Raw genomic sequence first — 20,920 nt, 5'->3', positions numbered from 1 at the left:
ATATATCCCGGTGGTTATTTCCTATTAAAGAAAATAGCTTCCGGGATTTTTTATGAGTTTTATTCTAACTGAATTACCAGAGGTCCTGAAATGGGATAAACGTGGCAGCAATCTGCACCAATTCTATATTCCTGTTCCACAATTAAATTTTCCTCCTGAAATCCTTTAAAAAGAAGATCTATCTCTTCATTCTTATATTCCGGAAGCAGGTTATCATTAAAAATAGTATAAAAGCCGTTTTCAATATCTCCCGTGGAATTGAGATCAACTTCTCGATTGTTTGTAATATCGGTGAGGCTAGTACTGTCTAAAACCACCGGGTTCTCTTCAGAGTCTGTGATTTCAACATTAATACTTTTAAATTCTTCGGTGCAAATTCCATTACATTCCCCGCTGTCGTCTTCTCCGCAGGAAAAAGTAAATAAAATAATTCCGATAAATAAAATAAATCTTTGTAACATAAATTAATCATTTTCTATAAGATACAGAAAACTGATAATGGTTGCGTAAAAGTATGTAGAAATTTACTCGATAATAGAGGTTTGAAAATGCCTTTTCTTTATGCCGGGTACCAGGCTGAAATTCAAAAAAAGAAAACTATTAATCTTTAAGAATAAATTCAGTAGCTAATTGCGCGTGTAGCTTTGTAGTATCTAAAAGTGGAATTTCGGTATCCTTTTCTTTAATAAGCATCGGCAGTTCGGTACAGCCTAAGATTATTGCATCAGCTCCGCGATCTTTTAAAAGTTGCATTTGTTCTAAATAGAAATTTTTTGCGGTATCGGTGAAATTTCCCTGCGTAAGTTCTTCAGAAATAAATCTGTGGGTTTCATCAATATATTCCTGTGCGGGAATTATAGTTTCAATTTGATGTTGATCTTTTAACCTTCCCTGGATAAAATCTCCTGTCATCGTGGGTTTTGTACCCAGTAGGGCAAGTTTTTTAAAACCTTTCTGTTTCGCTTCTTTGGCTATGGCATCGGCAATATGAAGTATGGGAATATCAATTTTTGGTTGCACAAAATCGTAAACCAAATGCGGTGTATTGGCACAAATTATTATAGCGCCGACACCTGCATTTTCAAGTTTTTGAGCAATTTCTAAATATGATTTTTTAATTTTCCTGGGATCGTTCTCACGCATCAATTTTACATTGAGACTGTATAAAAGTAGCGGCGGATTCTGCTGCTTCCCAATTTTCTCGCCTACAAGCTCATTTAAAAGTCGGTAATATTCTATGGTAGAATGCCACGAGGTACCACCAATCATTCCCAGTAAATTCATAAAATTTAATTTTTCCCTAAATTATGCAATTTTAAGGGTTTCATTAAATTCTTCGTCGTTTTCTTTATTCCTGAAAGAACTTAGAATTCCCACAGCTTCCAAAGCCGCAAATTCTGAATTATAAGTAAAAGTGATTTTAGACGCTTCTGAATCTGCATAAATATCACAGATATCTTTAATTTTAGAAAGTTCCCTGGTAATGTATGTTATGCAATTACCAACATTAAGTTCTTCCAATAACATAGTAGCTTTCATAGTTTCTGATTTTTGTTTAGCACAAATTTAAAGGCAGGACTCGGAAAATTTTATGAGGAAAATCAGTTTAAGCCATTTTACTTGAAAAAAACAGGGCTTGTTTCTTACTTTTGCAAATTACTTTTTAAAAAACGCTGATAAAATAATGACTGAGTAGGATATTGAAATTTTCTTACCGGGAAGATTTTTTAAAAATTTAAAGAGATTGCGCAAGAAGAGGCAGCCCATAAAATATACCGAAGGCAGGATTTTTAGCTCCCTGGCCAACCTGGCCTGGCCTATAATCCTGGCTAATATTTTGCAAACCGCCTACCAGTTAATCGATACGTTTTGGCTGGGAAGACTGGGCGCCGATGCCGTGGCTGCGGTGAGTATTAGTTTTCCTATACTTTTTCTTATTCTATCGCTGGGAGCTGGTTTAACGCTGGCCGGGACGGTGATTGTTTCTCAATATAAAGGCGCTGAAAATCAGGACCAGGTAAATTACAGTTCTTCGCAAACCGTTTTTGTGATCTTTTTTATTTCGGTTTTACTGGCTATAGTAGGCTATTTTTCCTCAGAACCCTTAATGAGACTTATAGGCGCGGGCCCCGAAATTTTAAGTGATTCTGTAAGCTATTTTAAAGTTTCGTCGCTGGGCTTTATTTTCCTTTTTATGTTCTACGTTTTCCAGTCGCTTATGCGCGGAATAGGAAATGTTTTACTACCCATGTATATCGTTTTGGCTACGGTTTTTCTCAATTTAATTTTAGATCCGCTTTTTATATTTGGTTTTGGGCCTATTCCGGGGTTTGGGGTTGCGGGAGCAGCTGTTGCCAGTGTAATTACCCAGGGTTTATCGGCCTTAATAGGATTACTTATTCTTTTCCGCGGAAATAAAGGCATAAAAATTAGTTTTAGTAGAATGAAATTCGATTTTGGCTGGACACGAAGTATGTTCAATATTGGGATTCCTTCCAGTATAGAAATGTCTACCCGTGCCGGCGGAATGACGGTTATGGTGATGCTGGTAACCAGTTTTGGAAGCGAAGTAGTCGCGGCTTACGGAATTGGAAGCAGGGTTTTAAGCCTAATTGTGGTACCCGCCCTTGGATTTGCCATTGCCACCACTACTTTGGTAGGGCAGAATGTTGGTGCCGGAAAAATAAAACGTGCTGAAAAAATTGGAAATTTAAGTGCTAAAATCGCCTTTTTCGGCCTTACCGCGGTTGGTTTAATTCTTTTCTTTCTAGCTGAACCAATTACCGCCTTTTTTGTTCCCAACGATCCCGGCGTGATTAGGGATGGCTCTTTGTTCATTAAAATAATGGCGCCCAGTTTTGGCGTTCTGGGTGTGCAGCAGGTTTTAAACGGTGTTTTCAATGGCGCCGGATTTACAAAAGCCTCTTTGTTAATTTCCGTATTTGCGCTTTGGATTGTAAGATTTCCCACGGCATTTATTCTGTCTAATAATACCGATCTTTCTTTTGAAGGAATATGGTGGGCGTTCCCAATTTCTAATGTTATTGCTGCAATTGTAGCCTTTACCTATTATAAAATGGGTTATTGGAAATTAAGAACCATTCGTTACCGACATCGCCAGCTTTAATTTTTAGAAAAATTTAGTTTTCTGAATAATTGTCCTGATAAAAATAAACACCAATTTTATCCCCTCATAAGTTTCAAAAAATGAAGATCGAAAACCAACAGCGAATTGCACTTAGTACGTACTTTTTTCTATCTGGGTTCTGCTTTTCTACCTGGGCTTCGCGAATTCCAACCATTAAAATGGCTTTCGATTTCAATGAAGCCGAATTGGGGAATTTGTTAATGGTGATGCCGATAAGTTCGTTAATTGGGCTTCCGGTTTCTGGCTGGCTGGTTTCCCGTTTTGAAAGTCGGTATCCACTTATCGTTTCTTACATTTTACTGGCGGCTTCCCTTAGTATAATCGGTATAGCGGATAGCCTCTTTTTACTAATTACAGGAATATTTTGTTTTGCCTTTTCTATGCGAATTTTTAATATTGCTATGAATACGCAATCCTTAACCCTGCAGAAGAATTTTAAGCGAAAGATTATTGGCTCTTTCCACGGACTTTGGAGCACCGGCGGACTTTTAGGTGTAGCTTTCTCAACAATTCTTATAAAATTTGATGTCCCTATTTATCAGCATTTACCAGCAGTTGCAATTTTTACGCTTGTTATAGCTTTTTCTTCTTTTTCATTTTTACTGAAAAAAGATCGATCTACCCAGGGGAATAAACTACGAATTGGAAAACCTGATAAACCAACGATGTATCTTGGCTTTATAGTTTTTCTTGCCGCAATTACCGAAGGCGGAATGTTCGATTGGAGCGGGGTTTATTTTAAAGAAGTGGTGAATGAAGATATTTTTACGCTGGGTTATTTGATCTTTATGGTTTTTATGGCCTTATCGCGTTTCTCTTCAGATAGAATTGTAGAAAAAATAGGAATGGAAAAGAATTATATCATCAGTGCCTGTCTGGTATGTTTAGGTGTACTGCTAATGGTTATTTTTCCTTATTTCTGGCCGGCATTAATTGGTTTCTGCTTAGTAGGAATTGGGGTCGCAGCAATAATCCCAATGACATTTCTTTTAGCCGGATCCTCTAAAAAATATTCCCCGGGAATGGCCATATCCATTATTACAACCTATGCTATCGTAGGAATGCTCCTGGGGCCACCGCTGGTTGGGTATTTAGCGCATCTATTTAATTTGAAGGTATCTTTTATCCTTTTCTTTATTTCAGCATTAATGCTTATTCCCATTTCCCAGCTTTTCTTTAAAAAGCAGAAAGAGAACATTGAAGAGTAAGAAATTTTCAATTTCAATTACTCCTTATCAGCCGGGGTAATCATAATGTGCGCGCGATGCGTTCCGGGATCCATTAACCAGGGCATGCCGGGAGTATGTGGTTTATCTGGAAGTCCGGTTTCCTCGGTAGTAGCATAAGGCATATAAATAACATAACGCAGTTTTGCATCTTTAAGCTCCCCGGTCTCACGATTTAAATTCGCTTCTTTTCCCGACAGTATATAAGTCATACTTGGTGCATCAGGCATTTTTAATTTTCCGCTTTCCACTTCCTGTTGGCGAATAGCGCGGGTTTCCATCATATCTTTGCCTTCCGCACTTAATTCCCTTCCTCGGGACATAAAATCGTCCAGCTTTTTGTTGTAACAACTTACCGAAATCCCATTCATATTAGGATTATCGGCAATGCAAACTAAATTATTGGTGCCTTCTTTTAATAAAACCGGTTTACCTTCACGATCATAGCCGTAAACAGTTACTGCATCCCTGTCTTCTTCAGGCGCAGCCATACTTGCCATTTTCACCTGGATTTCTTCAGAAAGATATTTATCCTGGGCTATTCCCTGAAAGCCGAAAGCCAGGATTGTTAGAAAAAAGAGTATTTTTTTCATTTTAAATTGATTTTAATTATAATGCTTGTAGTTTAATTCACAAATAGAAAACGTCAAGATGATATTCGTTACCTGTAAGTTAATATTATTTTTTTGATGATTTTTTAGAATGTCAAAAATTGTTTGATTTCGTTGCCCCATCCCTAAGCTTCGGAATGGTTTCAGAGTCTGCTCTGAAATTATTCCGGGATCAAACTTGATAACATTTCTGCTAAAATTTAATCCAGCACGCCCAAAAACTTTAGACCGAAAACAAAAGCACCTTCCCGATTTCCATCCTGGTTGGAAACCACGTAATCCAAACGTAGCAAGCGGTATTTTCCAAAACCAAGGTTATCTATTCCAACCGAATATTCAGAATAGGGTTTATTATCTTGCGTATAAAGTGCGTGAGCGCCAACTACCAGGTTGTAATTCAACTGATTTAAAAATGGAATTTTCCCTAAAACCCAGCCTTTGAAATCGTGTTCGGCGTGAGCTTCAGCATAGGTTTTATTAGTGCTCATCGAATAATAGGGTAAAAGATTAAACCTTGATAAGTTGCTAAAACCATTATTTACACGGGTTTGATTACCTATAAAATGCCTGTAATCTACAAAGGCCATATCTTGGGCATTAAGAAAGGTTCCTCCATTTAAATTATAACCGAACTCTCCTTTATTGGCAAGTTTTAAAGTTTGGGTTACCGAAGCTTTAAATTGGTCGAAATTATATTCTTCTATACTCGCGCCAAAGCCCTTCTCATAACCCAGGTACATAGTCGGGTATTTCTCATTATTGATATTGAACTTCCCACTTGGGTAACTCATATATTTTTGTCCAAACCTAAATCTCGTATTCAGGTTTAGTTTAAAAATGTCGTGTTCCCTGAATGGCAACGAACTGAAATTATCGGGTTGCAGTGGATTGTTAGAGGTGTACTGTATATCATCATTATCAATAATTACCTGGTCTGTAGAATTAATGAGCGGGTTCCTGTTTTCATAACTAACGTCTCCTAAAAGATAGAATCCGTTGAAAATTTCCTGCTGATAAGCAATTTCAGCGAAGGAACGTTCGTAAAGCTTCAGGTAGTTTCTTTCGAAAAATATGGTGGTAATATCGTTTAATCGTTCAGAAATTGGTGTTCTATCGTTAATTTGTGTAGCTTCAATTCCACCGGAAATACTTAAAACCGGCCTGCTGGAATTATTGAATTGTTTCTGAAAACCACCCTTTATCCTAAAGCGGTCATCACTAATACCATAATTAATTGTAGAATATAAACGCCAGAATTTCCCTGAATTTTCATCCTCCTTGTCATTTTGCCTGTAAGAAATTGTAGTAGATGTATTCCAGCCCTGTACGGTGTTAAAATGCGTACCCATTAAAGGTGAACTTATATTAAAGTACCTGTCTTTGTGGGAGTTTTGCCAGGAATAGCCAAAAATAGGATCGGTTAAATTGAATTTGTTGCGAACATTATCTATCGAATCCAAATAGGGTTTGGAATTTCGAAGCGTTTGAATGCTGTCTTTTTTTACATAATCTCCAATTTCCTCATCGGTTAAAGGCACCGGGCGCAATTTTTCCCAGTAAACCGAATCTTTTTTATTGGCAGCCTCAGCAAATGACATAATTTCCCTGCCAAAATCATCTTTATTGAATTCCGGTTCGAAATTATAATCGCTGTAAACCGCGGTAAATCTTCCATCTCCTGAAATCCCAAACATCGCAAATTTAAAATCAACAGTTTGGGAAATTTGAACGTAAAAGCCGTTTTCTTCAGAAAAGCGGTAATTCTGTTTAAAATCTAAAGTTTCAATAGGTGGTACCTGTATAGCCTGCCCGTTGGTTTGCAATTCTACGCCAAAAATTTGCCAGAGGTCTTCCACGATATAAATATGGCCAGAAAAAACCCGGTCTTTTTCACGCTTCGGACTAACTTTTATCTTGTTGATGAGGTTTCCGTTTTCATCATAAAATATTCCGTCTAACTTATAATCGTAATAATTAAAAGCATATTCGGCGATTGGGGAAACCATCTCGCTGTTAATTTCAATAGTATTTTCATAAAATGAAAAATAGGATTCCTGTGCGGAATTTAGGCTGAAACCATTATCGTCACCACTGACTTTAGAAGCAATGATCTTTTCCTTAAAATCATCGGGCCGTTTATAGGAAATCTCAGAAATTGTTTCACTTAAATACACGATACCGCTTCGGGTAGAGTCGAGTCCGCCTCCAAGATCACCAACTTCCTGGCCAAGTATCTTTTCCGGGGCATTTTTAATTCGCCATAATCCGCGGGAATAGTAATCGGCGGTATAAGCTTCAAGTTTTTCGGCATTTCGTTTTCTGAAATCAATCGCCTTCCTGATTATTGCGTTTGCGGGATTTTCACCTGATGAAATATTTACTTCATCCAAACTGGTGGTTTCCGGTTTCAGGCTGATATTTAATTCGTAAGGAAATGCTTCAACTGAAATTGTCTTTTTCTGTGTTTGATATCCTAAATATTGAAAAACTAAATTGTAATCTCCCGTCTGATTTATTTTTAATTCATAAACGCCGTTTTCGTTAGAGGTGGTTCCAAATTTTCCGTCTTCCGTATAAATATTTACATAAGGAAGTATCTTGTTTTCGGTATCGGTAAGCTTTCCGGTTATTTGGGCAGATAAGTTAATTGATGAAAAAATAAGAAAAATGATGATGATTTTTTGCTGCATGATGATGAATTTTTTGATGCAGCCAAAATAGACAAAATAATTAGAGTTTATTGAAATTGCTGAAAGCGGAACTTCAGACTTTTTTCTTCTGAAATAATCCCCATAATCCCAGGACCGGTCCAAATGCAAGTAAACTCATACTATAAACTGGTTCTATTTGATTTAAATAAGTAATTAACTGAATACTCCCAATAGTAATCGCAAAACCAATAGAATTCACAATGGTGAGGGCTGTGCCCTTGATTTCCGGTGGGGCGTTTCCAGCCACCAATGTTGAGAATAGGGGAGAATCGGCCACTACCACAACTCCCCAAAAACATAAGAATGCGATAAGAATTGAAGCTGAAGGCTGAAGAAAAACGAAGGGAAATATGATGCAGCATAAACCAGATAGGAGCAGAGCCGTAGCGGCGGTTCGTATTACCCCGAAGATTTCCGAAATATAACCACCCAACACACAGGAAAGTCCACCAATTCCAATAATTATAAACGACCAAAACGGAATATAAAAATTACTATCTGAAAATGAAATTTTATAAGCGGCTAAGATAATAGGAACAAAAGCCCAAAAAGTATAGAGTTCCCACATATGCCCAAAATAACCGAAGGCAGCGCTGCGTAAATTTTTATTTTTAAAAACGCTAAAAATGGCATCAGTTTTAAACTTCCTTTTTGCTTTTCTAAATGGACCGTTGGGAACAAACAGCAAAATTAATAGTCCACCCAGGAATGCAAAACCGGAAGTAGCAATAATTACCCAGCGCCAGGGAAGGTTTTCTGCACCGGTAAAAGTCTTTAAAAAATGCGGAAAAGCAGTACCTAAAACTAATGCGCCCACCAAATAACCCAGCGATTTTCCGAGGCCTTTATCGTAATAATCTGCAGCGATCTTCATTCCAACGGGATAAATTCCAGCCAATGAAAATCCGGTGAGAAAGCGCAATAGGAGTAAGGTGTTTAAACTGTTGTTTTCGAGTATAATACCCAGGTTAAAAACCGCACCGAAAACAGCAGAGATAAAGAAGAGTTTTGATGGAGAAAACCTGTCAGCAAGGTTAAGAAAAGCAAATATGAGCGTACCAAAAATAAAACCGAATTGTACCGCCGAGGTTAAATGCCCAAGGGCTTCATCATTTAAATTAAAGTTAAGGTAAAGCTCTGGCATCACGGCATTACCGGCAAACCAAAGCGAGGTGCAGCAAAACTGGGAAAAAACGATTAAGGGGAGAATCTGTTTTGCCGGCTGCATCCAGATTTATTTGTATTCTTTCTTAATCCTGTCTAATTTTCTTTTGCTTTCGCGGTCTTTAATTGTCTCTCTTTTATCGTAGAGCTTTTTACCTTTGGCCAGCGCAATTTGCATTTTCGCGAGTCCGCGGTCGTTAATAAAAACACGCAGCGGAATAATGGTAAGTCCGGAATTCTTTACTTCTTTTTCAAGTTTTCTTAATTCCCGACGTTGTAAAAGGAGTTTGCGCTCACTTTTTGGGTTATGATTAAAATGCGTGGCGTGAGAATATTCTTCAACGTGCATATTAATCACGAATAATTCGTTGTTCTGAAACTCACAAAAACTCTCGGCTATAGAAGCTTTTCCTTGTCTTATGGCTTTTATCTCGGTCCCGGCCAGTTTGATCCCCGCCACGTATTTATCGAGGATTTCATACTCAAATCGAGCCTTTCTATTCTTTATATTTATGGTATTGCTGGTCTTCTTCATAAGAAACAAAAATAGGAAGCTTTACAGAAACTTTACCTGTATTTACGGAATTCGTAACACTTTAAATCAATTTTACGAAGAATTAGTAGTTTTACTCCCTTGTAAACCGCTGTTGTACCACTTCCTCTTCGCCGTCATCATCTACATCATCCATTCCTTCTACCAGGAGCGTTTCAGAATTTAGCGTAACAATATCCATAACAACCACATCATTTCCAGAAATGGTAAGGGTAATAGTATTATCAGTCGCGGTGTATGTTCCTTCCTCATCAACGTCTTCTTCACAACCCCATATATCAATCTGCCTATAAGTTCCGTCTTCATTAAATTCAATATAATCCTTACCGCAATCTTCGTGGTCGTTATAAGGTATTTTCTCGCCATCAACAATCATATCATCAATATACCAGATACCCACTAATTCTTCATTGATTTGCGGTGTTTCGTCAGGTGAATCATCATCTGTGTCGCAGGCGGTGAATAACCCGAAGCTTAAAAATGCTAATAGTAAAATTTGTTTTTTCATAGGTGTATTTAGTTAGAAGCTGCAAAATAGTAAAATGAAAATGAAATAGGTAATTTCACAACTTCAATATGTAACTTAGGTCACATGTCAATTCAGCATTTTATATACCTTTGCAAACAATTTTGGGATTTCAACAGCCTTCAATATTTATAGTTTTAAAAATGAAAAAATACTTTTTAGGAGCACTTATTATCGCAGTAACTTTTGCCTGTAATTCCGATAAGGAAAATGCACAGCAAATTATAGATAAAGCCATTGAAAAAGCAGGCGGAGACAACTATAAAAATGCCGAAATTAGTTTCGATTTTAGAAAGGGTTCCTATAAAAGCGAAAGAGAAGGTGGAAAATTTCATTTAGAGCGTGTTCTGGCCGATTCTACCGGAACTCAGTATCGCGATGTGGTAACTAACGAAGGTTTTACCCGATATTACAAGGATACCGTAGTGCAGCTCTCAGATTCTATGAAAAATGTCTATGCAAATTCGGTGAATTCGGTTCACTATTTTGTGCAATTACCTTTCGGTTTAAATGATGACGCTGTAAATAAAGAATTAATAGGAAAAGACACCATTCACGATAAGGAATACTATGAAGTAAAAGTTACATTTAATGTTGAAGGTGGCGGCGCCGATCATGAAGATGTATATATGTACTGGATTGACACTCAGAATTACAACGTAGATTACCTGGCCTATAGTTTTGAAGTCAATGATGGCGGATTGCGTTTTAGGAAAGCTTACAACCCCAGAACTATTGAAGGAATTCGTTTTGTAGATTACGAAAATTACAAAACCGATGATTTGGATACGCCTTTAACCCAATTGGATGATCTTTACGAAGCCCGACAACTCGAATTACTCTCAAAAATCGAAAACAAGAATATAGAAGTGAAACGTTTAGAATAATTTTAAAGAATATTCTTACGCACACCTGTTAATTCTTCCTAATTAACGCCTTGTTTTAAAAGCTTTAACAACGCCTTAGTCCTCATTCTTTGCATCAGTTCATAACTTTAAATTTCCAAAAAAATAGTTATGAAAGAGAAAACATTGAAAACCATTAACCCGGCTACGGGTAAAGAATTAGACACGTACAATTATTTTACAGACCAGGAAGCAAAAGATGCCGTTGAAGAATGCCATCAGGCATTTTTAAAATGGCGTGAAAAATCTCCAAAACAAAGAGCTGAAGTAATCCAAGCTATAGGGGAGAAATTAACCGAACACAAAGCTGAATTGGTGAAATTGATGACTGCCGAAATGGGTAAATTACTCAAGCAGGGAGAACAGGAAATTGATCTTTGTGCAGGAATTTGTGAATGGACAGCAGCCAATGGTCCTGAAAATTTAAAAGATGAAGAACGGGAGTTGCCCGATGGCGGTCGCGGAATAATTACATACTCACCTATTGGTGTAATCTACGGAATCCAGCCCTGGAATTTCCCGGCTTATCAGGTAATTAGATATACAATTGCTAATCTTATGGCTGGTAATGGAGTTTTACTGAAACACGCTGAAAGTGTGACCGGGTCGGGATTACTTCTTGAAAAAATATTTAAAGAAGCCGGCTTGCCCAAAGACCTTTTTAAAGTGCTTTTAATAGATCACGACCAGTCAGATTCTATAATTGAACACGATCTTGTTAGAGGTGTAACCTTAACCGGAAGCCCCGGAGCAGGAAAAATAATTGGTGAAAAAGCCGGTTCTGAACTTAAGAAAACCGTTTTGGAACTTGGTTCTAATGATGCTTATTTAGTGCTTGAAGATGCCAATATAAAAAAAGCTGTTGAATGGTGCGTAAAAGGTAGAATTTATAATAATGGCGAAACCTGTGTTGCTGCTAAACGTTTTGTTGTGACAGAAAAAGTTTACGATGAATTTAAAGAAGCTTTTGTAGAAAAGATGAAGAATATAAAGGCCGGAGATCCAACTAGTGACGATAGCGACCTGGGACCCATGGCGCGAGAAGATCTTAGGGAAGAATTGCACGAACAAGTGGAAGACAGCGTGAAAAAAGGTGCAGCTGTACTTTGCGGCGGTAATATACCTGATGGCGACGGTTTTTACTATCCTGCCACGGTTTTAGCGAATGTAAAACCGGGACAACCCGCTTACGATGATGAGCTTTTTGGCCCCGTGGCTTCGTTAATAAAAGCTAAGGATGATGAAGATGCGATGCGAATTGCCAATGATAGCCGTTTTGGTCTTGGAGGTGGAATATTTTCTGAAGATGTAGATAAAGCGGTAGAACTGGCCAGTAAACATTTTGATACCGGAATGGTATTTATCAATTCCTTTGGTCTCGCACAACCAAATATGCCTTTCGGTGGAGTGAAGAATTCAGGTTACGGCCGTGAACACGGTGGCTTCGGACTTAAAGAATTTGTAAACGCCAAGGCGATTAATATCCTAAATGGATAGAAATGCGATCTGTTTATTGAAATTTAGAAAAAGAGGTTGAGTTTTCAGCCTCTTTTTTGTTTCAATTAAATTCAAAAGTGAAAAGAATCATTGAATTGGAGGGCTTTAAATTTCAGGGATAATAAATCCTGCTGCAATACATCGGGACACAAGTTGAGTAGTATTTCTGGAGTTTGTTTTTTTAAGAATATTTTTTCTATGAGTTCTCACGGTGTGGGAGGAGATAAAGAGCTTACCGGCAATTTCATCGGCATTTAAACCCTTAGCGAGCATTTTAGTAATTTCCAGTTCTCTTTCAGAAAGGTTATTCTTGATATTTCGTTCTCGATCAGTTTTGGGATCAAACCGCCCATTTTTTGTACAAACATTTAAGTAAGATGTATCTCCATTTATATTTAGAAATGAAACTTCTTCTACACTTTGATTTGTTAAGTGACTAATATCTGTATGAATACTAAAAACGTGAACAAATTGCCCTTCAGAATCCTGAGAGAGTGGTGTGGCCTGGTGGAGCATCACCCTGCGGCTGTCTTCATAATCTTTTAAAATATAAGTATAAAGAACCTTATAATCCTGGACTTTCTCTGAAGGAAGATAATCCATAAAAAAATCCCTGATCACTTGCTCCTTCCTCTGTATTTTTTCAATTTCTTCAGGTAATGCTAAAGCTAATAAATTCTGTATTTCAATTTTTCTTTCTATGGAACCTGGATTTTTACCAATAAAATGAGTAACCGAATCAGAGATCATTTCTATTTCCAGGGTTTGAAAATTGGCAATATAATAATAGGATTTACCCGGCGCCATAAGCTTTGCCATTTTCTTAAATTGCTCTGTATTTGCATACTTCTTACTTTCTATGGGCTTGCAGTAGCTATGCTTCCAGTAATGCGCTATTGAGTTAAAATCTACATTCATAAAAGTTAAATTTTTAACATTTACAATATATAAAAAATACCACAGAAATAGTATTGCCTTAATAATTAGAGCGATATAAATTTATTTGTATTAATATCTTATTAACAAATGATATGAAGCTACTTTTTTAGGATATGCTGTTAAGCAGTGGTATTTTTCTAAGTTCTACTACCATATTTGACCAGGAGAGGAATACTGTCCGGGAGGGGTATGAAAATGTAAGACCTTTTAGGATAGTTGTAAAATCTGGTATTCCAAATTTGCTTAGCGGACATATAGAATATGTTCTTCCTTTACTAAACAGGAAATTCGCTGTGAGTGCAGATTATTCTAAAATAAATATGGACACGGGAGATTTTGGTTTTGAGGCTGAAGGGGATAATGAAATTTTGGAACAGGAGTTTGATTGTCTGGAATTAGGTCTTCATTATTATTTTTTAAAGCGGGAAAAGGTTTGTATGCCGGTATCACTTATTCAAATTATGGTTTAAAAGGAACCGTGCCAAATATTGCAGAAAATCAAAATGAGGCCCTGGGAGACGGATATGTAGATTTTTCTAATAATTCGGTTAATATTAAAGCAGGTGCGAAGTGGGGAGGTTTCTTTTACTTTAGACCAGAAATCGGGTATGCTTTTAATCCTTTCCCCTCAAGTCTGCCCATGCTTGTTGAATTTGAAGATGGTACCTCCGAAAACCAGGAGTTGGATTTATCGGCAGATAGTGGCTTCCTGGACTTGATATATGAAGGGATGATTTTTAATATAGGAATAGGTTTTTCTTTCTAAAAAATTGAATTTTAAACTCCAATTTTAATTGAGGCGCTTTAGATTTCAATTTAAATACAAAACTTGCGAAGTCCTTGAATCATCTGGATGAATGGTTACTATAAATAAACTACCGTAAACTTTTTCATCAAGATCCTGGTATTTTTTTCTTCCTAAAATATAATTCACCCATTCGGGGTTGAGGTTGCTGTGACCCACCACTAACACTGTTTTATTCTTCGTGTTTTCCTGGAAATCTTTATCGTTTAACTTTTCTGCATTGTAGAATTTAACTTCTTTGTTTTTAGAATCAGCAATTGGCTCGGCTGTATTTAAGGTTCTTTTATAGTCTGAACTATAAACAAGATCAAAATCTATATCCTTAAAGGTTTTTACCCAATCCTGGGTTCTTTTTCGGCCGGCTTCAGTCAAATCAGGATCTTCGTTTTTAGTATCTGTAGTATCCTTCTCAGCGTGGCGAATAAAATAATAGGTAGTGATTTCTTCTGAAGGATCTTTTGCATCTTCCATAATTTCCTCAGGTTCTTTATCTCCAAAATTGCAGGAGGTTAAAATAATAAGGCACAAAACTAAAAGATATCGTTTCATATTTTAATTTATTTCCAGTTCTAAAAGTATAAACTGCGTAATTTGATCACTAAAGCTACTAAAATTATCGTCTGATACCAGAATTAAAGATTTTTTTCCGTTAGGCAAATCGGGTCCAAAAGTCATTCCTTCAATATTATCTATGGTTTCTTCGGTGAGGGAATTTTTAACCGATTTAAAATCGAAAACCAGTTTTTTCTCTGCATATTGGTAATCAGATTTTCGGAGGTTTTCCATTTCCAAAGTATTAGTTGCGTTTGAAGCATCTACATCAAAAATTTTCACGGTATTTCCGTTTGAACCATATCCGGCCGAAAATGCGCGTTCCAGAACCAGGAATTTATCGTCGGCATATTCCAGAATTTCGGTAACACCATTAACCGCAAACCAATTGATTGGTAATTTTGAAATTCCATCCAGTTTATATGCGAATTGTCGCTCTGCCTTTTGCGTATTTTTATTGAATTTAGTAATTCTAACAGGCGAATTGGTAGCATAGATTTTAGGTTTAGGGCCATCTTTTTCCAAAGGAAGTTCCATTGCCACCCAATAAGCTTTTTTATCATAACTTTCGGCTAAACCTTCAAAAACACCATTATTTCTGGGTTTTTGTTCTCCTAAAGCTTTAAAATATTCCGGGATCTCGTATGCTGAAATAAAATTCCCTTCGGTAGAAATATGAAAAACCGAGGGATCTTTACCATTTTGAATAGAACCTTCAGCAGAAATAACAAGTTCATTTTTTTCAGCATCAAATCTAATTCCTTCTAAATCGGGTGTGTTTTTTTTATAAAACTCATCGTTTTTATCCAGTTTAATAACTTCAGTAATTAAAACCGTGTCTATAGAACGATTAATTAATGGAATTTCAGCTTTATAAATACGCGGGTTGGAAGGCTGGTCGCAAACCAGGTAATAATTCCCGTGGTGAAAATCTATGCCTGAAAGTCCGCCCACTTTGGTTCCTTCAACTTCAAGATTTTGCGGAATTACCACATCGTCTAAATAGCGCAACTTAATGTTTGAATCATCAATTTTTTTAGTGGTAGCGCAGCCAATTAGGCCTGTAGCTAAAAGGAATAAAAGGAGTTTTTTCATCAATAGAATTTGAGGTTCAAAAATAACAAATCCTTAAGAGAATTATGGGAGTTTATTGAGAGTTTAAGCAGGAGTCATATTGTAAATTGGATATATTATTAACACAAAAAACCATATATTATGAATAATGATCAGTTAGAAGGAAAGTGGAAACAAGTTAGAGGTCAATTTAAGCAAAAGTATGGCGATGTGACCGACGATGATACCACATATTCTGAAGGAAAATTTGATGAAATGCTTGGTCGTTTACAGGAAAGAACCGGTAAGACTAAAGAAGAATTGAAAAGAGAAATTGATAGTATGTAGTTTACAACTATGAAAAAGAGAAAAGGCTGGGTAAATTTTTACCCAGCCTTTTTTATAATTTTTTTCTAACACTATTCGGTTTCTACCGGATTGGTTTCATTTCTAAATACCAGTTGATCGTCAAATTCATCTAACAGAATAATATGATCGGTCTGGATATTCCCGGCAAGAATTTCTTTGGAAAGCTTATTTAAAACTTCCCGTTGTACCACTCTTTTAACAGGTCTTGCGCCGAATTGTGGATCAAATCCGCGACCAGCGAGATAACTGATTGCTTCTTCAGTAGCCTCCAGAACTATATGCTGTTTTTCAAGCATTTTCTTCACACCTTTAAGCTGAAGCGAAACAATTTGCCTGATGTTTTTCTGCGTTAACGGACTAAACATAATAATATCGTCTATCCTATTGATGAACTCCGGTCTTACGTTCTGTTTTAATAAGGCCAGCACTTCGGTTTTAGCCGATTCCATCGCGGTATCCAAGTCTTTTACATTCTCGTATTTTTCCTGTATAATATGGCTTCCCATATTCGAGGTCATTATAATAATAGTGTTTTTGAAATCTGCCAGGCGTCCTTTATTATCGGTTAACCTTCCTTCGTCCAGCACCTGCAATAGGATATTGAAAGTATCTGGATGAGCCTTTTCAATCTCGTCTAAAAGCACTACAGAATAAGGTTTTCTTCTAACAGCTTCGGTAAGCTGGCCGCCTTCATCGTAACCAACATACCCCGGAGGCGCTCCTACCAAGCGACTCACCGAATGCCTTTCCTGATATTCACTCATATCAATTCGCGTCATTGCAGCTTCATCATCAAATAAATATTCTGCAAGGGCTTTGGCAAGTTCGGTTTTTCCCACTCCTGTAGTGCCCAGGAATAAGAAAGAACCAATTGGCCGCTTTTGATCCTGTAAACCAGCACGACTTCTCCTTACCGCGTCACTTACAGCAATTATAGCTTCTTCCTGTCCAACTACTCGTTTATGCAGTTCGTCTTCAAGTTTCAGCAACTTTTCACGATCGCTTTGCAACATTTTAGTCACCGGAATTCCGGTCCATTTTGCTACAACTTCGGCAATATCTTCGTTGGTTACTTCTTCCTGGATAAGCGATTTCTCATTCTGATTTTTAGCAACGCTTGTTTGCAATTCTTCCAGTTTCTCCTGGGCCTCCTTGATTTTTCCGTAACGAATTTCGGCTACTTTTCCGTAATCGCCTTCCCGTTCGGCACGTTCGGCTTCAATTTTAAAGTTTTCAATATCAGATTTTAAATTCTGAATATTGTCTACGACGCCTTTTTCATTTTGCCAGCGAGCGTGTAACTCGTTGCGTTCTTCTTTCAAGTTTGCCAATTCGGCCCGAAGCGTTTTTAATTTAGTTTCATCTTTTTCACGCTTTATAGCTTCAATTTCAATCTCCAGCTGCATAATTCTCCTATCCAGAACATCGAGTTCTTCGGGTTTAGAATTAATTTCCATGCGCAGTTTAGAAGCCGCCTCATCCATTAAATCAATAGCTTTATCGGGTAGAAAACGGTTGGTGATGTAACGCTGAGATAATTCTACGGCGGCGATAATAGCTTCGTCTTTTATCCTAACCTTGTGGTGAGTTTCGTATTTTTCTTTAATTCCGCGTAAAATAGAGATTGCGCTTTCAGTATCAGGTTCATCCACCGTTACTTTTTGAAACCTTCTTTCAAGGGCTTTATCTTTTTCAAAATACTTCTGGTATTCATCTAAAGTGGTGGCCCCAATTGCACGCAATTCACCACGCGCCAAAGCCGGTTTTAAAATATTTGCCGCATCCATAGCGCCCTGGCCGCCTCCGGCACCAACAAGCGTATGAATTTCATCTATAAAAAGCACGATATTTCCATCGCTGGAGGTTACTTCTTTGATCACGGCTTTAAGGCGTTCTTCAAACTCACCTTTATATTTAGCCCCGGCAATAAGTGCTCCCATATCCAGGTTATAAATCACCTTATCCTTAAGGTTATCTGGAACGTCACCGGCAATAATTCTATGCGCCAAACCTTCGGCAATTGCGGTTTTACCAGTTCCTGGTTCTCCAACCAGCATTGGATTGTTTTTAGTTCTTCGGGAAAGAATTTGCAGAATTCGTCTAATTTCTTCGTCCCGGCCAATTACAGGATCCAGCTTTCCCTCTTCAGCCATTCGGTTTAAATTATTGGCGTACTTATCAAGGGAATTATAGGTTTCTTCGGCACTTTGTGAAGTCACCCGATCTCCTTTGCGCAATTCTTCTATCGCGGCTTTTAAAGATTTTTCAGTCGCGCCCTGGTCTTTTAAAATTTGGGCTACTTTACTGGACGATTTAAAAATGGCGAGAATAAGATGTTCAATAGAAACATATTCATCATTCATCTTCTTAGCGATTGTAGAAGCCTCGTTAACCGATCTTCCTGCCTCGCGTGAAAGCACAATGTCTCCCCCGCTTACTTTCGGAAAACTCTGTAAGGTTTTGTCCAGAATTTCGTTAAAAAGGTTGACGTTTATGTTTAGCTTTTTCAGCAAAAAAGGAGCTACATTTTCGTCTACAATACTTATTGCTTTAAAAATGTGTTCATTTTCAATTTGCTGATGGCCTAATTCCTGCGCAAGTTGTTGTGCTTGCTGGATGGCCTCTTGTGATTTTATGGTAAAATTATTAAAGTTCATAGTCGTTTATTTTTTGATTGAATAAAGCAATTGATATACCATTAAAAAATTAAGACAAAATGACCGATTTTATTCAGAAATTAACGTCAAATTGACACTTGGGTTAAAGTTTTGAAAATAATTTTGATTTGAGAGGGAGATTAAATTTATTAAGAATTAATTTTATACGAAAGAAAAAACTATGGGTTTACTAGATAAATTATTTAAAAGTGATGGGGATGAAGCGAAAGAAAAATCTGAATTTCCCTGGACAGATTTAACCGATAAAGACCAGATTACCATCGCTAAAGAAGAATCTAAAGAAAAAACGATAGCGATTTTTAAACATTCTACAAGTTGTGGAATTAGTAAAATGGTGTTGAGGAATTTTGAAAGGGAATATGAAGAAAATGAAAAAACAAAACTCTATTTTCTGGATTTAAGAAAGCATCGTGATGTTTCTAACGCGGTGGCCGATGACTTGAGTGTAAGACACGAAAGTCCGCAGTTAATTATTATGCAAAATGAAGAAGTAGTGCACCATGCTTCTCACCAGGATATTAATGCTACAAAATTGAAAGATTTAACCTAAAAAATAAATTCTTGTTAAAACTGCCGGTAACCTGAGTTTGATGGAATTGCATTTGTATCTTTTATCTACAAAAAACCAATAAATTAAATTGTAATGGCTAAGAAGGAAGATATTAAAAAAATGGAGGAGAACTGGGAGTCTTTGAAAAAGGAGGATAAAGACCGGGAGCAGGAAGAATTTCGTGATCTTAAGCAAAAAGAACGCGATAGGGATAAAAGCAAGTCTAAAAATAAAGATAGTAAAGAAGATTCTGCAAAAACCGGTAAAGCCAGTGCCCGGGAAGAGCGGGAGTTTATGGATCAAAGCCAGAAGGAAAAAACCGCTAAGAAAGATAAACGATAGATCGATACAAATGCTTGACCTCGTTTCTATTTCAACTGCCGCTTCCCACTAACAGTTCGATATTAATCGGTCAATGATTCAAAACAATATGAATCCTGCATGAATTACTTATTTATGCAGGTTTTTTAATTTTATTTTTCAGGAAAAGATTACCAACTATTCTTCAGCACTTTCCTGTTTAGCATCTTCAAACTCAATATCTTCGTCTACAGATCCCTTGAAGGCTTCTATCCAGGCATTTTTAAAAATATTTAAAACCGTGGTCCAAACGCCAGATTCTACATTTTTTAAATCCCCTTCCAAAGGAACCCGTGTAGCCAAAGTATCGGTACCCTGATTTTTAAGAACGAACTTAAAGAAACCAACAAAACCTTCCCATAACTTTTTAAAGAATCCGCCGTCGTCATCTTTTGAAAGAAGTTTTGTATTTATCAACATCGGTTTTATATAGCCTTTTAAGAAACCGTCGGCTATAGCAACTTCGCTGTATAATTCAAAGGTTCCGCTTTCAAAATCTACTCCGGCATAGCGGCGGGTAATGTCGTTTAAAGAAGTGGCTTCGGCTTTTTGCAGGCTAAATTCCATATCTATATCAGGAATTTGTTTCAGTAAATTTAAATTTCCGTGAATTTCTACATCGCCACCGCCCATAGAAACAGCATTTGCCCATAAATGGGAGGGAAGTTCTTTTTCTTTATTCACAACATTGCTAAGGTTATGTGCTTCTAAACTAATTTTCTCTAAAAATAAACTGATTTGAGGATCTGCAGATACTTCTACAAAATTTGCAGTCCCGTTATGCACTACAAAATGGTTAATATCTATAGGCACTAAATTGGTAAGAGCTTTAGTCCAATCTTCAACATCTGCTTCATCTTCCTCTTCCTGATTTTCGAAAATGTAATTGAAATTAGGATCCTGCATTTCAATTTCACTAACAATCTTTCCCTTAAATAAAGAGGCCCAGTCTATAGAAATATCGCTATACGGAAAGTCTAAAAGGGGTTTTTCTCCCAGGGAATTCTCTTCCCGCAAAATCAAACCTTCTATTTGGTAAGCGCCACGCCATAAGGAAAGGTCAATATCTGAAACACTACCTTCGTAACCGGGAATATTATTCAGGGTTTTATTTACGTAATTTTCAAGAATATAGGGAAGTGCTATCCTGGCAATTATCACTAACGAAACAATAAGAATAGGTAAGACATACCTTTTCTTACGGTACTTTTTCCTTTTCCCATTTTCACTCATGCTCAGAAGTTTATGCTAAAATGAGATTAAAAATTAGTAT

22 protein-coding genes are annotated in these 20,920 nt (G+C 37.1%); 9 read left to right on the top strand and 13 right to left on the bottom strand.

The window, feature by feature from the left end:
• Window positions 1-59: 59 nt before the first annotated feature.
• From B5X53_RS08550 to B5X53_RS08540, 3 genes are all read right to left on the bottom strand, one after another.
• Window positions 60-461, bottom strand: a complete 402-nt coding sequence (locus tag B5X53_RS08550; RefSeq protein WP_079712816.1) for a hypothetical protein — start codon at window positions 459-461, stop codon at window positions 60-62.
• Window positions 462-600: 139 nt separating this feature from the next.
• A complete protein-coding gene (locus B5X53_RS08545; RefSeq protein WP_079712815.1) occupies window positions 601-1,284 on the bottom strand; it encodes an aspartate/glutamate racemase family protein in 684 nt (227 codons plus the stop codon).
• Between the two features lie 21 nt (window positions 1,285-1,305).
• Entirely contained in the window at window positions 1,306-1,539 is a 234-nt protein-coding gene (locus tag B5X53_RS08540; RefSeq protein ID WP_079712814.1) for a cation transporter, read from the bottom strand.
• Window positions 1,540-1,744: 205 nt separating this feature from the next.
• Between B5X53_RS08540 and B5X53_RS08535 the strand changes: the two genes are divergently transcribed.
• The gene (locus tag B5X53_RS08535; protein WP_079712813.1) at window positions 1,745-3,127 is read left to right on the top strand and encodes an MATE family efflux transporter; all 1,383 of its coding nucleotides are present in this window, start codon (window positions 1,745-1,747) and stop codon (window positions 3,125-3,127) included.
• Window positions 3,128-3,207: 80 nt separating this feature from the next.
• Entirely contained in the window at window positions 3,208-4,356 is a 1,149-nt protein-coding gene (locus B5X53_RS08530) for an MFS transporter (protein ID WP_079712812.1), read from the top strand.
• 17 nt (window positions 4,357-4,373) lie between these two features.
• On the opposite strand, the gene B5X53_RS08525 is transcribed toward B5X53_RS08530, so the two are convergent.
• The 5 genes from B5X53_RS08525 to B5X53_RS08505 form a co-directional block, all read right to left on the bottom strand.
• The gene (locus B5X53_RS08525) at window positions 4,374-4,967 is read right to left on the bottom strand and encodes a hypothetical protein (RefSeq protein ID WP_079712811.1); all 594 of its coding nucleotides are present in this window, start codon (window positions 4,965-4,967) and stop codon (window positions 4,374-4,376) included.
• A gap of 218 nt (window positions 4,968-5,185) precedes the next feature.
• Window positions 5,186-7,675 carry a DUF5686 and carboxypeptidase regulatory-like domain-containing protein gene (locus tag B5X53_RS08520; protein ID WP_079712810.1) on the bottom strand — a complete coding sequence of 830 codons (2,490 nt, stop codon included), beginning with the start codon at window positions 7,673-7,675 and terminating at the stop codon, window positions 5,186-5,188.
• Window positions 7,676-7,748: 73 nt separating this feature from the next.
• Window positions 7,749-8,924 carry an MFS transporter gene (locus tag B5X53_RS08515; RefSeq protein WP_079712809.1) on the bottom strand — a complete coding sequence of 392 codons (1,176 nt, stop codon included), beginning with the start codon at window positions 8,922-8,924 and terminating at the stop codon, window positions 7,749-7,751.
• Between the two features lie 6 nt (window positions 8,925-8,930).
• On the bottom strand, window positions 8,931-9,395 hold the full coding sequence (gene smpB / locus B5X53_RS08510; RefSeq protein ID WP_037320176.1) for an SsrA-binding protein SmpB: 465 nt from the start codon (window positions 9,393-9,395) through the stop codon (window positions 8,931-8,933).
• 91 nt (window positions 9,396-9,486) lie between these two features.
• Window positions 9,487-9,921, bottom strand: a complete 435-nt coding sequence (locus B5X53_RS08505; protein ID WP_079712808.1) for a lipocalin-like domain-containing protein — start codon at window positions 9,919-9,921, stop codon at window positions 9,487-9,489.
• A gap of 161 nt (window positions 9,922-10,082) precedes the next feature.
• Between B5X53_RS08505 and B5X53_RS08500 the strand changes: the two genes are divergently transcribed.
• Both B5X53_RS08500 and B5X53_RS08495 read left to right on the top strand, forming a co-directional pair.
• Window positions 10,083-10,826, top strand: coding sequence for a DUF6503 family protein (locus B5X53_RS08500; protein WP_079712807.1), 744 nt, complete (start codon window positions 10,083-10,085; stop codon window positions 10,824-10,826).
• Between the two features lie 129 nt (window positions 10,827-10,955).
• Window positions 10,956-12,341 carry an NAD-dependent succinate-semialdehyde dehydrogenase gene (locus B5X53_RS08495; RefSeq protein ID WP_079712806.1) on the top strand — a complete coding sequence of 462 codons (1,386 nt, stop codon included), beginning with the start codon at window positions 10,956-10,958 and terminating at the stop codon, window positions 12,339-12,341.
• Window positions 12,342-12,446: 105 nt separating this feature from the next.
• Here the strand turns inward: B5X53_RS08495 and B5X53_RS08490 are convergent, their stop codons facing one another.
• On the bottom strand, window positions 12,447-13,259 hold the full coding sequence (locus B5X53_RS08490; RefSeq protein WP_079712805.1) for a response regulator transcription factor: 813 nt from the start codon (window positions 13,257-13,259) through the stop codon (window positions 12,447-12,449).
• Window positions 13,260-13,393: 134 nt separating this feature from the next.
• Between B5X53_RS08490 and B5X53_RS08485 the strand changes: the two genes are divergently transcribed.
• Complete coding sequence (locus tag B5X53_RS08485) at window positions 13,394-13,750, top strand: hypothetical protein (RefSeq protein WP_079712804.1); 357 nt, start codon at window positions 13,394-13,396, stop codon at window positions 13,748-13,750.
• Window positions 13,714-14,046, top strand: coding sequence for a hypothetical protein (locus B5X53_RS08480; protein ID WP_079712803.1), 333 nt, complete (start codon window positions 13,714-13,716; stop codon window positions 14,044-14,046). The genes B5X53_RS08485 and B5X53_RS08480 overlap by 37 nt, the downstream gene beginning before the upstream one ends.
• 45 nt (window positions 14,047-14,091) lie before the next feature.
• On the opposite strand, the gene B5X53_RS08475 is transcribed toward B5X53_RS08480, so the two are convergent.
• Both B5X53_RS08475 and B5X53_RS08470 read right to left on the bottom strand, forming a co-directional pair.
• The gene (locus B5X53_RS08475) at window positions 14,092-14,634 is read right to left on the bottom strand and encodes a SixA phosphatase family protein (protein ID WP_079712802.1); all 543 of its coding nucleotides are present in this window, start codon (window positions 14,632-14,634) and stop codon (window positions 14,092-14,094) included.
• Window positions 14,635-14,637: 3 nt separating this feature from the next.
• A complete protein-coding gene (locus tag B5X53_RS08470; protein WP_079712801.1) occupies window positions 14,638-15,732 on the bottom strand; it encodes an esterase-like activity of phytase family protein in 1,095 nt (364 codons plus the stop codon).
• Window positions 15,733-15,852: 120 nt separating this feature from the next.
• Between B5X53_RS08470 and B5X53_RS08465 the strand changes: the two genes are divergently transcribed.
• A complete protein-coding gene (locus tag B5X53_RS08465; RefSeq protein ID WP_079712800.1) occupies window positions 15,853-16,038 on the top strand; it encodes a CsbD family protein in 186 nt (61 codons plus the stop codon).
• A 71-nt stretch (window positions 16,039-16,109) separates the two neighbouring features.
• Here B5X53_RS08465 and clpB read toward each other — a convergent pair whose 3' ends face one another.
• Complete coding sequence (gene clpB, locus B5X53_RS08460; protein WP_079712799.1) at window positions 16,110-18,716, bottom strand: ATP-dependent chaperone ClpB; 2,607 nt, start codon at window positions 18,714-18,716, stop codon at window positions 16,110-16,112.
• Between the two features lie 181 nt (window positions 18,717-18,897).
• On the opposite strand from clpB, the gene ytxJ reads away from it, so the two are divergent.
• Both ytxJ and B5X53_RS08450 read left to right on the top strand, forming a co-directional pair.
• Window positions 18,898-19,287 carry a bacillithiol system redox-active protein YtxJ gene (ytxJ, locus tag B5X53_RS08455; RefSeq protein WP_079712798.1) on the top strand — a complete coding sequence of 130 codons (390 nt, stop codon included), beginning with the start codon at window positions 18,898-18,900 and terminating at the stop codon, window positions 19,285-19,287.
• A gap of 93 nt (window positions 19,288-19,380) precedes the next feature.
• Window positions 19,381-19,629: a hypothetical protein gene (locus B5X53_RS08450; protein WP_079712797.1), complete on the top strand. Its 249-nt coding sequence runs from the start codon at window positions 19,381-19,383 to the stop codon at window positions 19,627-19,629.
• Window positions 19,630-19,785: 156 nt separating this feature from the next.
• Here the strand turns inward: B5X53_RS08450 and B5X53_RS08445 are convergent, their stop codons facing one another.
• Window positions 19,786-20,880, bottom strand: coding sequence for a DUF748 domain-containing protein (locus B5X53_RS08445; RefSeq protein ID WP_079712796.1), 1,095 nt, complete (start codon window positions 20,878-20,880; stop codon window positions 19,786-19,788).
• Between the last annotated feature and the right edge of the window lie 40 nt (window positions 20,881-20,920).

The organism is Salegentibacter salinarum (genome assembly GCF_900168115.1).
Classification (GTDB): domain Bacteria; phylum Bacteroidota; class Bacteroidia; order Flavobacteriales; family Flavobacteriaceae; genus Salegentibacter; species Salegentibacter salinarum.
The sequence above is the reverse complement of the archived record's forward strand: the minus strand, read 5'-3'. Positions and strand labels throughout refer to the sequence as shown.